This window comes from Pedobacter sp. Leaf250 (assembly GCF_920984735.1).
Classification (GTDB): domain Bacteria; phylum Bacteroidota; class Bacteroidia; order Sphingobacteriales; family Sphingobacteriaceae; genus Pedobacter.
This window is the reverse complement of the sequence record NZ_CAKLBU010000023.1, coordinates 26,806-38,883: the sequence shown is the minus strand read 5'-3', so window position 1 is coordinate 38,883 and position 12,078 is coordinate 26,806. Positions and strand designations below refer to the sequence as shown.

Sequence of the window (12,078 nt, the reverse complement as noted above, 5' to 3'; positions counted from 1 at the left end):
TTCTGCGGTATTGCCCTTAAAATAGGGTTTCAATTTTATTTAGCAACAACAATGCTGACGCATATTGGGAGCTAAATGATTGCGTTTGTAAGCTTTAATAATTTGGAATTGCAGGGATGTGATCATGACAACTACTAAAATGTTTTGGCAAATATAGAAGATTATTTTAATTAGACTACTAATTCTATAGAATTAATATGAAAATAATTTATCACGATGTTTTTCCCTCTTATATGAGGATGATGATAACAGAATTTGATTCTTGTGAAGGTTTAATAATTGTTCTCAATTCAGTAAAAAATTTAAATGCAGGCAAAAATATTTTAATAACACTGCTTACCCTATTTTTTATGGAATGGTTGTTTTTATCTTTGTAATCAATTCTAATCCTTAAATGGAGTAAAATCCTAAATAATAAATTATGTCAGACGAAAAAATAATCTTTTCAATGGCTGGAGTGAGTAAAATCTATCCACCACAAAAACAGGTTTTAAAAAATATTTATTTATCATTTTTCTATGGTGCTAAAATTGGCGTTGTAGGTTTAAATGGCTCTGGTAAGTCATCATTACTAAAAATTATTGCGGGTTTAGATAAGTCTATACAGGGAGAAGTTGTTTTTTCTCCAGGTTATTCTGTAGGGTATCTGGCGCAGGAACCGATTCTCGATCCTGAAAAAACCGTTCGTGAGGTGGTTGAAGAAGGCGTTGCCGAAGTAACCGCAATCTTAAAAGAGTACGAAGAAGTAAATGAGGCTTTCGGTTTGGAAGAAAATTATTCTGATGCCGATAAAATGGACAAATTGATGGCTCGTCAAGGCGAACTTCAAGATAAAATTGATGCCATGGGCGCTTGGGAGCTCGATTCAAGACTGGAAAGGGCAATGGATGCTTTGCGTTGCCCGGATCCGGAAACCAAAATCGGCGTACTTTCTGGTGGTGAACGCCGCCGTGTGGCCATGTGTAGGTTGTTGCTTCAAAAACCCGATGTGTTATTATTGGATGAGCCTACCAACCACTTGGATGCTGAAAGTATTGATTGGTTAGAACAGTTCTTACAAAACTACGAAGGAACCGTTATCGCCGTAACTCACGATAGGTATTTCTTGGATAACGTTGCCGGATGGATTTTGGAATTAGACCGTGGTGAAGGTATTCCTTGGAAAGGAAATTATTCTTCTTGGTTAGATCAAAAAGCTAAACGTTTAGCGCAAGAAGATAAAACTGAGAGCAAACGCCAAAAAGCTTTAGAGCGTGAGTTGGAATGGGTGCGTATGGCACCAAAAGCCCGTCATGCAAAATCCAAAGCCCGTTTGGCCAATTACGATAAGTTGGCATCAGAAGATGGAAAAGAAAGAGAAGACAAATTAGAGCTTTTCATCCCTGCTGGACCACGTTTAGGTAATGTGGTAATTGAAGCTACCAACGTAACAAAGGCTTATGGCGATAAAGTTTTGTTTGATAACTTGAACTTTTCGTTACCTCCAGCAGGTATTGTAGGAATTATCGGACCAAATGGTGCAGGTAAAACTACTTTATTCCGATTAATTACTGGTCAGGAAGAACCAGATAACGGAACTTTCCGTGTAGGTGAAACCGTAGAGTTAGGTTATGTAGATCAAATGCACAATGATTTGGATGCAGATAAAACCGTTTACGAAAACATTACTGATGGTTTAGATAATATTCAGTTGGGAACCAAAGCCGTTAATGGCCGTGCCTATGTTTCTAAATTCAATTTCAATGGGGGCGATCAACAGAAAAAAGTAGGCATTTTATCAGGTGGCGAACGTAACCGTGTTCACTTGGCCATTACTTTAAAAAAGGGGGCAAACGTACTTTTACTCGATGAGCCAACAAATGATATTGATGTGAATACTTTACGTGCACTAGAAGAAGCATTGGAAAACTTTGGTGGTTGTGCTGTTGTAATTAGCCACGATAGGTGGTTTTTAGATCGGATTTGTACGCACATTTTAGCATTTGAGGGTAACTCGGAAGTGTATTTCTTCGAAGGAAATTATTCTGATTATGAAGAAAATCGTAAAAAACGTTTAGGGGATGTTGCTCCAAAACGAATCAGATACAAAAAATTAAATTAGTAAAAATGCCCGATGAAATCTACCATCGGGCATTTTTTATGCGAAGATTAATGTGCATTGGTGGTTAATGGAACATTTATTTGCTGCCCTTCCTTCGATTTTCTTTTTCCCCTAAAGAAGAAATAAAGATTGATAAAGAGCATAATACCAAGATATATTGAAAAACCACCAATTTTTGAGCTAAGCGCTTCCACTAAATCCTGATAACTGTTTGAGTAAATGGTTATTTTCATAATCAAAAGTGCAAAACCAATGTTCAACAAATAAAATCCCGTTTCGAAAAGTTTATTTGTTGCATTTGCAATTTCCTCCCTTCCCTTAAAAATATCAAGCATATAAACTTTACTGTTTTTGAATAATGTTTTCGAAACATAAAAAGTTAAGAAAAGTGCAACTGGTAAATAAACAGCATAACCGATTAAAATTTTGGTAGTTTCCATGACTAAATTTTTAGATTGTTATTTAATTAATTTATGAATGGTATTGGTAAGCAAAAAAATATTCAAATAATGTAAAACTGAAAGTATGCAGATGATGACAGCAACTTTTACAGCTAAAACTTCGGCCAATTGCAAAGGGTTGTTAATGTTTTCCCAGCCAATGAGCGTCATGGCACAGTAGCCAATATTTACCAGGTAATAAGAAACCAAAAGCGACTTATTAATCTGTTGGCACAATTCCAAATGATCAGGAATAAGTGCTGCAACGAATATATTTCCGTTTCGATAGCAAATTTTCCCTACAACAACAATGATGAAAACGATTACTGTAATGAAAATGCCATAACCAATTAAATTGTAACTCATCTCTTTTGAATTTAATTAAACATTAAAACCGATTTCTAAATTAGTTGCCCCATCAATTTCATAAACTAATTTCACTGCTCTTTCATGATGTAAATTTAAATATTAATTTCTGTACTTTCAAATATTATTGAAAGTTTTAAATAAAAAAATATCCCATGATTTTTAATCATGGGATATTTTTTTATTTGCTATCTCCTTTTGCCTATCGCTTTATCTATTGCTATTTCGGTAACTTTTTCCATTACCTTATATCCAGCCAAATTTGGATGTACTCCATCAGTGGTAAATTCTGCTTTTTGCCCGTTTCGTTCATCCACCAATGGTGTCCAATAATCTATAACCGTAAATCGGTTGGCGTTTGCATATGCCGCAATTTCTTTATTAAGAGAAATAATCCCGTCTGCAACACCTTGAAGATTTTTATTCCATGGATATTCGTAAATAGGTAAATACTTGCACAGAATAACTTTAATATGATGTTTCCTAGCCAGTTCAGCCATCGATTTAATATTATTCAGTACCGTTTCATTACTTACATGACCTTTGTTCCCTGCCAAATCATTACTGCCAGCTAAAATAATTACAGCCCTCGGATTAAGATTTATCACATCTTGCCTAAATCTGATTAACAACTGAGGTGAAATTTGTCCGCTGATTCCCCTATCAACATAGGCGTTGTTAGCGAAATATTCAGGATCTTTTTGCTTCCAGAATTCGAAAATAGAACTCCCTAAAAAAACGACTCTTTTCTTACCTTTAGTTGGTTCTTTCAGTGCATCATTTTCTTTCTGATATTTTGAAAGTGCCGCCCAGTCATCAGAGAAATCTTCTTTTTGACTTGAATTTCCTTGTTGTGCAAATAAACTTGTTGAGCTTAATGTTAAAAGAAGTAGAAAAATCTTGATTTTCATTTCAATGGGATGTTGACGATCAATTTTTTATTTCTTCTCTTCTCTTGGTCCTCTTTTATAGATTACCAAACCATTTAAGAAATTGCGCAAAATTTGATCACCGCAAGGCTTAAAATTTTCATGGTCATCGTTCCTAAAAATATCACCTAATTCTGCTTTCGTAACTTTAAATCCTACCAAATCGCAAATGGTAATAATATCTTCCGTTTTTAATGAAAGCGCTACTCTTAATTTTTTTAATATATCGTTATTGCTCATACTTAAATGATTGAATTTTGAATGAGAGATTGAATGAATAGAGGTACAAATGCCTAACTGTAACACCCATTTTATTATAACTTCCGCCTTCCGCCTTCCGCCCTGCACTTTTAACTTTTAACTTTTAACTTTTAACTTTTAACTTTTAACTCAAACCCTAGCTCGCTATCTTCAGTTTTAACTTCTTGCCCTTAATTTTTTCACCCGCTAAATTACGCATCAATTGATCCGATTTTGCCCGCTTTACAGCAATATAACTCGTTGTATCTTTCACTTCAATTAACCCTAAATCATCTTTAGCTAGTCCACCTTTTTGCAAAAACAAACCCACTATATCAATTTTATTAATCTTATCCTTTTTTCCGTGAGCCAAATATAAAGTTACCCAATCGCTGGCTTCGGGTATTTTATAATGATCGCTTAAATCTTCCTCTTCAATATCTTCAGGAAGGTATTTATAATTTTCTTCAGGGGTAATAACAGCATAAGCAGTTCCTTTTGCATGCATCCGGGCTGTGCGACCATTTCTATGGATATAAGCATCTTCGGTGTAAGGCAACTGATAATGAACAATGTGTTCTATTTCAGGAATATCGAGTCCACGGGCAGCCAAATCTGTAGTAATTAAAATTTTATGACTGCCATTTCTAAATTTCAACAGCGCTTTTTCACGGTCTATTTGCTCCATGCCACCATGGAAAACATCGTGACCTAAGCCATGCTCAAATAAAATATCACTAATTCGATCAACTGTTTCTCGGTGGTTACAAAATACTAAAGTATTCTTATTGCCAATTTTGCTTAAAAGCTTGAATACAACTTCTAATTTATCAGCCGCTGGAGCAGTTACTTTTTTAAGTTTTAAATCAGGTTTAGATTGAATATTTTTTGAAAAGTCGATATCTACAGGTTTGCTTAACTTCACAAAAGCTGGAATCTCTTCCATTTTTGTAGCTGAAGTTAAAATACGCTGACTTAAAGAAAGTAATTTTGAAATGATATACGACATATCAGATTCAAACCCAAATTCTAATGATTTATCGAATTCATCAAGAATCAAATTCTTAACAAAAGATTCGTCAAAATTCTGGTGTTCCAAATGGTAGGCGATTCTACCAGGTGTTCCAATTAATACAGCTGGTGGATGTGCGAGATTGTTTTTCTCTACGCGTACAGCATGGCCACCATAACAGCAATTCACTTTAAATGGAGTGCCCATTTGCTTAAAAACCTGCTCAATTTGCAGGGCAAGTTCTCTCGAAGGAACTAAAATCAACGCCTGAACGCCTTTAACATCGGGATTTAGATTTGCCAATAGGGGCAGCAAAAAAGCAAGTGTTTTACCAGAGCCAGTTGGTGCGATCAGTAACACATCATTACCAGATTTTACTGCTTTCAACGCAGCTTCCTGCATTTCATTTAGCTTGGCAATATTTAATCTTTTTAAGGCGTTCTCTATCATTTCGCCAAAGATAAGCATTTCAATTGGCCGTAAATAAAAATCGATTAGAACTTAAAAAACTTGTTTTTAAGTTTCCTAAAAACAGAAAAATTTAATCGTTTATCCAATAACATTAACATACTGCCACGCTTCGCGATTGAAGAGTTTACCTTTTCTGTAACAAGATCAACCGATGATTTCAATCGATCTGATAAATCATCTGCAAATTTATTAGCTCTGCTGTTTTGCAAAAGCTGAAGTTCTTGAATTAATTCCGCTCTCATATTCGTTGAATTTTATTATTAAACCTAACAAGTAAAACGGCAATTAGGTTGTAAATAATATGAAACTATTGTAATTATTGATAACAAAAAATGCTAACTTGTTGAAAACTAAGTCGCTGTTAGCAAATAAACAATTTCATCTTAACATGAATTTAATTTCTAGCTCCTATTTTTATAAAAACCGAATACCATTTGTACCAAAGGGATTTCTTTGGAATTAACCTCAAAACAACATTGTGTATGACCTGGAAAAAATTTAGTGGTGAAATTATCCAATCTTCCATCCTCGAAGAAGTGGAACAAGCAATTATCAGAGAAACAGAAAATGGCTACAAACTAAAAGTCTGCATCGGAACCGACTCTCAAGTTAAAGGTTTAACAACCGACTTTGCGACAGTAATTGTGCTGTTAAGAGAACATCATGGAGGTTTTATGTACATCCATCAGGAAAAGAGCACCCAACAAGTGGGCATCAAGGAAAGAATGTTAATGGAAGTTCAAAAATCAATTGAAACTGCCTATTCCATTTGCGATTTGCTCGACATTTACGATGTCGCTTTGGAAGTTCATGCTGATATCAATACCAATCCATCTTTCAAATCAAATAAGGCCTTGAACGATGCCATGGGATACATTCTGAGCATGGGCTTTATTTTTAAAGCCAAACCCGAAGCTTTTGCAAGTTCTACCTGCGCCGATAAAATGGTACACTAGTTTTGTAAAGAAAATTTATAGGAGTATCTTTATCATAAATCCTTACATGAAAACATCCTGATTTTTCAAATCATTCAATTGATGATCCAAATCTTGATAGCTTCACCACCTTCAAAACAACTGTTTACAGATGAAAAAGATATTCCTTTTAATATGTTTAGCTATATCAGCGAATGTGTTTGCCCAAGTAACTGATGATAGCTCTTACACCAAAGTTGGAGACACTGCCCCAAATTTCAAATTTGAAATTGAAAAAGGAAAATCAGTTGATTTAGCGAATTTCAAGGGCAAACTTATTCTAATTAATTTATTTGCAACCTGGTGCCCACCCTGTAATGTCGAACTTCCTCTGGTTCAAAAACAAATTTGGGATAAGCATAAAAACAACAAAAACTTTCATTTTTTTGTATTTGGAAGGGAAGAAGGTTGGGATAAATTAACGCCATATAAAGAAAAGAGAGGGTTCACCTTTCCTATTCTACCTGATGTAGACAGAAGCATTTTTAGCAAATTCGCAAAACAAAGTATTCCAAGAAACATCCTCATTGATCAGGATGGCAAAATCATTTATCAATCTATTGGATATGAAGAAAAAGAGTTTCAAAGCTTGGTAAAACTGATTAATGATAAATTAAATGCTGCACCAGCAACAAAATAGCTTTGCTCGTGTTTATGTATAAAACTCAGCTTTGAAATTATACAGAAAAGAATTTACTCAAAAGATCCCGGTTGGTTTAGATACTGCCTGGGATTTTTTTTCGTCGCCATTAAATTTGGCTGAAATAACGCCGAAAGATATGACTTTCGATGTGACCACGCCCAATATGGAGAACACCAAAATGTACCCTGGCTTAATTATCACCTATAAAGTTTCGCCTCTTTTTGGAGTGAAATTGGATTGGGTAACAGAAATCACGCATGTAAAAGACAGAGAGTATTTTATTGATGAACAGCGTTTTGGTCCTTTTGCATTCTGGCATCATCAGCATCATTTTCAAGAGATTGATGGTGGGGTCTTGATGCATGATATCCTCCATTACAGCGTTGGCTGGGGGCCAATTGGGAATGTTGCAAATGCAGCTGTGGTTAAAAATAAGATTAATGGTATTTTCGATTTTCGCTATAAAAAAGTGGAAGAACTATTTGGTAAAATGCCATAACTCATTACCATTTCTTTGTAGAAATTGTTTCTTTCTTTGTTGGTTCAGCAGTCTTTTTGTCTGTAGCTAAATACTTTTTAAATGTGTCGCCAAACTTAGCCACTTTTAGATAAGCACTCGCTTGGATATCTTTCCATGAACCGGCATTTAATCGATCAGCCGATTTTTCTAAGGGCGTTCCAATGGTAGTTGTGGCAACAAAATTGCCATAGCGATCGCGTTGGTAAGGAATATATTCAAAATCTGTTAACCAGTATCGATATTTACCATCCTTAACTTCAAAAACGAAATTGTAATTCAGTTCGCCACTCGGGTGGCCAGCCACTAGAATAGTTTTATCAATAATGAGTTTCCCTTTTGCTAAAACAGAGGTATCCGTACTGGTTATTAAACTCATTGATTTTTTATTCACCGTTGAGACAAAATTCTTAGCTCTTTCTAACAAAATGGCTTTTGCTAAAACTTGCGAATCGACAACTTTATAATAAATGAATTTCCCATTTTCATCTTTAGGAAAATGTTTTTCCTGAGCTGATAATTTCAGCATGAAAATGGCTAAAATTGCGGCAAATGTGTATTTCATCGAATTCTTTTTATACTATTTACGAAGGTAAAAAAAAGCCGCAGGTTATATAGACCGGCGGCTTAAATCATTTAAATATTGCTTTTAGAAAGCGTAAACTGCTGCTAAAGAAAACTGACCAGCATTTGGTGCTGCCATTCCATTTTCTTTTGCAAAAGGTTTAGTACCACTGTGATCTAATCTCATCTCTGGAATAAATGTTAAACCACCCGATTTGATATTAGCAGTTAAAGTTACGGATGTATATTTCTCACCCTCAATGCCAGCAACATTTTTGTATTTAAAATATTCTCCTCTTAATCCTAAAGCTACAGCATCAGTAAAAGCATATTGCGGATACAAAGCAGCACCAGCATAACCACCTGCATCATCATTGATATCGTAATTTGCAGCATTTAGGCCTAATTTAAATTTATCAGTAATTTGATATGCCGTTGTTAAATCGGCAATGGTTCCGTAACCGCCACCACCAGCACCAGATAATACATTTAAGTAAGCCGTCCATCCTTCAACAGGAGAAACCATTAACTGACCACCAATGCTAGATACACCACGAGTGGCAGTGTAAACATTCCAATCGTTAAATAAACCGGCCATTAAACTTACCTTATCAGAGAATTTGTAGGTTGCTTTGATACCGGCATTTTGAAATGGACCATTGGTAAATAAGTATGATGTAGAATAGTTAAAGTTTCCAACCGGAGAAATTACCTCATATCCAATAAATGTACCCATGTAACCTGCAGTCATTGAAAACTGGTCGGTAAAATCATAATTTACATACAAGTTTTGAATATGAAAGGAAGAAGTGCCATCAGATCCATTAATTAATGATTGTTCTTGCCCTCTTGGTCCGAACGATAATTCTCCAACAAATGATGCTTTTCCAGTTTTCTTTTTTAAAACCAGGTCAATCATTCCTAATGAAACTGAATTGTGATCAGATGCGAATGAGGTTGCAATATTAGGCTTTTTCGCAAAATCGTATTTAAAATATGTATCAACAGATCCTGATATCTCGAGCGGAGATGTTGATGTTTCTTGAGCCAGGGCGCAGCTAGCGCTGGCCATTGCAAAAATAGCAGTTAAAAATTTCTTCATATTTGAGCTTGAATTTGGGTTTAGATATAGTTTAGATTTTATGCAATTGTTTCAGTTAACGGACTGTTCTTTTCGATATAAACAGCTCTTTCTTCAACAAGCAAAGTTCCCTGAGAATATTTTTCATTGTGTTGTGATTCATCAAGACCCATTTCTTCTTCTTCTTCTGATACGCGAATTGGTTGAATTAAATTAATGAATTTGAAAATGACGAAGGATACCACAAAACTGAAAATGATTACGATTACTGCACCTTTCACCTGAGTAAAGAAGAAATCAGTACCACCATACAATAAACCGTCGGCACCGATGCTGTTTACAGTTTTGGTAGCAAAAACACCAGTTAAAATCATACCAACAATACCACCTACACCATGGCAAGGGAAAACGTCTAATGTATCATCCAAACTAGTTTTTTGTTTCCATGAAACCACTAAGTTTGAAATTACTGAGGCAATAACACCGATGAAGATACTTGATGGAATACTTACGAAACCAGCACCAGGGGTAATGGCAACCAAACCCACAACGGCACCAATACAGAAACCTAAAACTGAAGGTTTTTTGCCTCTTGCAACATCGAAGAACATCCATGATAAACCAGCAGCACCGGCAGCAGTATTTGTAGTTAAAAATGCCGACACAGCTAATGAATTTGCACCTAAGGCCGAACCAGCATTAAAACCGAACCAACCGAACCAAAGTAAACCTGTACCAATTAAAACGTAAGGAATATTTGCAGGTGGAACTTCTTTATGCTCTAAGTGAGATTTTCTACGTTTTAATACCAATGCACCTGCCAAAGCAGCCATACCAGCAGAAATATGAACCACGGTACCACCAGCAAAATCTAAAACACCCATTTTTAATAGGAATCCTTCTGGCGACCAGGTCCAGTGAGCCAATGGCGAATAAACAAATATGGCGAACAATACAATGAATAATATGTATGAAGTAAATTTAATACGCTCTGCAACTGCTCCTACAACCAAACCCGGTGTAATAATGGCAAACATTAATTGGAAAACTGCAAAAAGCGACAATGGAATAGTTCCCCAAGCTGGACCAGAATTTACACCCTGAAAAAATAAATAAGTTGAAGGGTTTCCTATAAATCCACCTATTGATTCTCCGAACGCTAAACTGAAACCAACTACAGTCCAAAGAACAGTAATTACTCCAGCTGCAACTACACTTTTAATCATCGTTGACAATACATTTTTGCGGTGAACCATACCACCATAGAAAAATGCAAGACCTGGAGTCATTAAAAAAACCAATGCCGCAGAAATTAACACGAAGGCAATGTCAGGTGCACTGTATTTACCATCGTCAAAATTTGGAAGTAATGGAATAAATAGTGCCGCAACTGCTACAATCATTAAGACTGCGAAGGGCGCATACTGTTTGAGGGAAAATTTACTCATGTTTTTTAGTTTAATTTGTTTGTTTTGAAAAATACGCTAATAATCTGATAATTATTTCGATAAAAATACGACATATTGTATTTTTTACACCATTTTATTAAATAATTATATCAAAAAGATATAATTTTTATAAAACAAAACAAAATACAATACAAAAAATACGATCATAACAAAATACATAATGAATTGAGCCTCGATTTTATCAAAAATAAAATGATGTAATTTTCACAATCAATAGGTTTTTATCACTTTTTTGAAGAATATTATCTTTAAAATACACCAAAAGCAAAAAATCCTATGATAATTCATAGGATTTCTAATAAATATTAATAAAAATTCAATTTTAACTTAAATAATTGGAACCTTGAATAACACCCCTTTTTTCCAGTTCCTTATCAATGTATGTTTGAATTGCTGACTTATTTAATCCCCAATTAGGCGCAATTAGCAAATCCCAATCAGAAATTCCAAATAAACGTTGAATAACAATATCAGGTCTTAACATAGGAATGAGTTCACAAAGCAAATCCGTATATTCTTCCAATGTAAAAAGCTTGAACGGTTCTTTTTTATACTTTGCTCCCATTATAGAACCTTCAACAATGTGTAAATGATGAAATTTAACAAACTTAATTTGAGGAAAACGATTTATTTCATGAATATAGCCGTACATCATTTCTTTTGTTTCCCAAGGAAAACCAAAAATAGTATGTACACAAAGATCAAGCTTGCTGTTTTCTAATAATTTAACTGCCGCTACAAATTCTCCGTGACTACAGCCTCTGTTAATTTGCTCCAGTGTTTCATCATAAATAGATTCCATGCCCATTTCTAAATCAACATCGAAGCGGTCGGCATAACTTTCCAATAAAGCCACCTTCTCTGCATCAATACAGTCTGGGCGGGTACCTACCGAAAAACCAACAACATTTTCAGTTTCTATGGATAGTGCTTCATCATACATCATTTTTAAATAATGCGTTGGCGCATAGGTATTGGTATTTGGCTGAAAGTAAACAATAAATTTATCAGCTTTATAACTCGTTCTGGCTCTCTTTATGCCTTCTTCCAATTGTTCTCTAATGGTAGGCATTTTGCGTGATGGTTCTGGCGTAAAAGAATCTACGTTACAATAGGTGCAACCACCAAACCCTTTACTTCCATCTCTGTTCGGACAGGTAAAACCACCATCAACAATTACTTTAAATACACGCTGTCCGTTATATTTCTCACGCAAATGTGTTCCGTAATTTTTATATCCCTTAATGCCTAAATCTACCTGTGTTCCCATT

At 35.1% G+C, this 12,078-nt stretch carries 14 protein-coding genes; 4 read left to right on the top strand and 10 right to left on the bottom strand.

Annotated features, from left to right (window positions below; genetic code table 11):
• Nucleotides 1-421: 421 nt before the first annotated feature.
• Nucleotides 422-2,101: an energy-dependent translational throttle protein EttA gene (ettA, locus tag LUA91_RS17790; protein ID WP_231427454.1), complete on the top strand. Its 1,680-nt coding sequence runs from the start codon at nucleotides 422-424 to the stop codon at nucleotides 2,099-2,101.
• 47 nt (nucleotides 2,102-2,148) lie between these two features.
• Here the strand turns inward: ettA and LUA91_RS17785 are convergent, their stop codons facing one another.
• The 6 genes from LUA91_RS17785 to LUA91_RS17760 form a co-directional block, all read right to left on the bottom strand.
• A complete protein-coding gene (locus LUA91_RS17785) occupies nucleotides 2,149-2,541 on the bottom strand; it encodes a hypothetical protein (protein WP_231427453.1) in 393 nt (130 codons plus the stop codon).
• Between the two features lie 18 nt (nucleotides 2,542-2,559).
• Nucleotides 2,560-2,907 (bottom strand): hypothetical protein, encoded by a 348-nt coding sequence (locus tag LUA91_RS17780; protein ID WP_231427452.1) that lies wholly within the window; start codon nucleotides 2,905-2,907, stop codon nucleotides 2,560-2,562.
• Between the two features lie 188 nt (nucleotides 2,908-3,095).
• A complete protein-coding gene (locus LUA91_RS17775) occupies nucleotides 3,096-3,818 on the bottom strand; it encodes a GDSL-type esterase/lipase family protein (RefSeq protein ID WP_231427451.1) in 723 nt (240 codons plus the stop codon).
• Between the two features lie 27 nt (nucleotides 3,819-3,845).
• Entirely contained in the window at nucleotides 3,846-4,076 is a 231-nt protein-coding gene (locus tag LUA91_RS17770) for a DUF1456 family protein (RefSeq protein ID WP_123205800.1), read from the bottom strand.
• A gap of 157 nt (nucleotides 4,077-4,233) precedes the next feature.
• Nucleotides 4,234-5,538, bottom strand: a complete 1,305-nt coding sequence (locus tag LUA91_RS17765) for a DEAD/DEAH box helicase (protein WP_231427450.1) — start codon at nucleotides 5,536-5,538, stop codon at nucleotides 4,234-4,236.
• Nucleotides 5,539-5,582: 44 nt separating this feature from the next.
• Nucleotides 5,583-5,801 carry a hypothetical protein gene (locus LUA91_RS17760; RefSeq protein ID WP_231427449.1) on the bottom strand — a complete coding sequence of 73 codons (219 nt, stop codon included), beginning with the start codon at nucleotides 5,799-5,801 and terminating at the stop codon, nucleotides 5,583-5,585.
• Between the two features lie 240 nt (nucleotides 5,802-6,041).
• Here LUA91_RS17760 and LUA91_RS17755 point away from each other — a divergent pair, with 240 nt between their 5' ends.
• The 3 genes from LUA91_RS17755 (at nucleotide 6,042) to LUA91_RS17745 (ending at nucleotide 7,675) form a co-directional block, all read left to right on the top strand.
• Nucleotides 6,042-6,515 (top strand): ribonuclease H-like YkuK family protein, encoded by a 474-nt coding sequence (locus LUA91_RS17755; RefSeq protein WP_056849412.1) that lies wholly within the window; start codon nucleotides 6,042-6,044, stop codon nucleotides 6,513-6,515.
• Between the two features lie 130 nt (nucleotides 6,516-6,645).
• Entirely contained in the window at nucleotides 6,646-7,173 is a 528-nt protein-coding gene (locus LUA91_RS17750; protein WP_231427448.1) for a TlpA disulfide reductase family protein, read from the top strand.
• 31 nt (nucleotides 7,174-7,204) lie between these two features.
• The gene (locus LUA91_RS17745) at nucleotides 7,205-7,675 is read left to right on the top strand and encodes an SRPBCC family protein (RefSeq protein WP_231427447.1); all 471 of its coding nucleotides are present in this window, start codon (nucleotides 7,205-7,207) and stop codon (nucleotides 7,673-7,675) included.
• 4 nt (nucleotides 7,676-7,679) lie between these two features.
• Here LUA91_RS17745 and LUA91_RS17740 read toward each other — a convergent pair whose 3' ends face one another.
• The 4 genes from LUA91_RS17740 to LUA91_RS17725 all read right to left on the bottom strand — a co-directional run bounded on the left by LUA91_RS17740 (nucleotide 7,680) and on the right by LUA91_RS17725 (nucleotide 12,077).
• Nucleotides 7,680-8,258 (bottom strand): DUF4468 domain-containing protein, encoded by a 579-nt coding sequence (locus LUA91_RS17740; RefSeq protein WP_231427446.1) that lies wholly within the window; start codon nucleotides 8,256-8,258, stop codon nucleotides 7,680-7,682.
• 84 nt (nucleotides 8,259-8,342) lie between these two features.
• Nucleotides 8,343-9,359 carry a porin gene (locus tag LUA91_RS17735; protein WP_231427445.1) on the bottom strand — a complete coding sequence of 339 codons (1,017 nt, stop codon included), beginning with the start codon at nucleotides 9,357-9,359 and terminating at the stop codon, nucleotides 8,343-8,345.
• 38 nt (nucleotides 9,360-9,397) lie between these two features.
• The gene (locus tag LUA91_RS17730; protein WP_231427444.1) at nucleotides 9,398-10,786 is read right to left on the bottom strand and encodes an ammonium transporter; all 1,389 of its coding nucleotides are present in this window, start codon (nucleotides 10,784-10,786) and stop codon (nucleotides 9,398-9,400) included.
• A 343-nt stretch (nucleotides 10,787-11,129) separates the two neighbouring features.
• Nucleotides 11,130-12,077: a TIGR01212 family radical SAM protein gene (locus LUA91_RS17725; protein ID WP_231427475.1), complete on the bottom strand. Its 948-nt coding sequence runs from the start codon at nucleotides 12,075-12,077 to the stop codon at nucleotides 11,130-11,132.
• Nucleotide 12,078 lies beyond the last annotated feature (1 nt).

Excerpts from the sequence above, each read along its gene's own strand:
- LUA91_RS17760 (WP_231427449.1), bottom strand. The coding sequence starts at position 5,801 with ATGAGAGCGGAATTAATTCAAGAACTTCAGCTTTTGCAAAACAGCAGA.
- LUA91_RS17735 (WP_231427445.1), bottom strand. The coding sequence starts at position 9,359 with ATGAAGAAATTTTTAACTGCTATTTTTGCAATGGCCAGCGCTAGCTGC.
- LUA91_RS17785 (WP_231427453.1), bottom strand. The coding sequence starts at position 2,541 with ATGGAAACTACCAAAATTTTAATCGGTTATGCTGTTTATTTACCAGTT.
- LUA91_RS17775 (WP_231427451.1), bottom strand. The coding sequence starts at position 3,818 with ATGAAAATCAAGATTTTTCTACTTCTTTTAACATTAAGCTCAACAAGT.
- LUA91_RS17770 (WP_123205800.1), bottom strand. The coding sequence starts at position 4,076 with ATGAGCAATAACGATATATTAAAAAAATTAAGAGTAGCGCTTTCATTA.
- LUA91_RS17740 (WP_231427446.1), bottom strand. The coding sequence starts at position 8,258 with ATGAAATACACATTTGCCGCAATTTTAGCCATTTTCATGCTGAAATTA.
- LUA91_RS17730 (WP_231427444.1), bottom strand. The coding sequence starts at position 10,786 with ATGAGTAAATTTTCCCTCAAACAGTATGCGCCCTTCGCAGTCTTAATG.
- LUA91_RS17780 (WP_231427452.1), bottom strand. The coding sequence starts at position 2,907 with ATGAGTTACAATTTAATTGGTTATGGCATTTTCATTACAGTAATCGTT.
- LUA91_RS17725 (WP_231427475.1), bottom strand. The coding sequence starts at position 12,077 with ATGGGAACACAGGTAGATTTAGGCATTAAGGGATATAAAAATTACGGA.
- LUA91_RS17765 (WP_231427450.1), bottom strand. The coding sequence starts at position 5,538 with ATGATAGAGAACGCCTTAAAAAGATTAAATATTGCCAAGCTAAATGAA.
- LUA91_RS17755 (WP_056849412.1), top strand. The coding sequence starts at position 6,042 with ATGACCTGGAAAAAATTTAGTGGTGAAATTATCCAATCTTCCATCCTC.
- ettA (WP_231427454.1), top strand. The coding sequence starts at position 422 with ATGTCAGACGAAAAAATAATCTTTTCAATGGCTGGAGTGAGTAAAATC.
- LUA91_RS17750 (WP_231427448.1), top strand. The coding sequence starts at position 6,646 with ATGAAAAAGATATTCCTTTTAATATGTTTAGCTATATCAGCGAATGTG.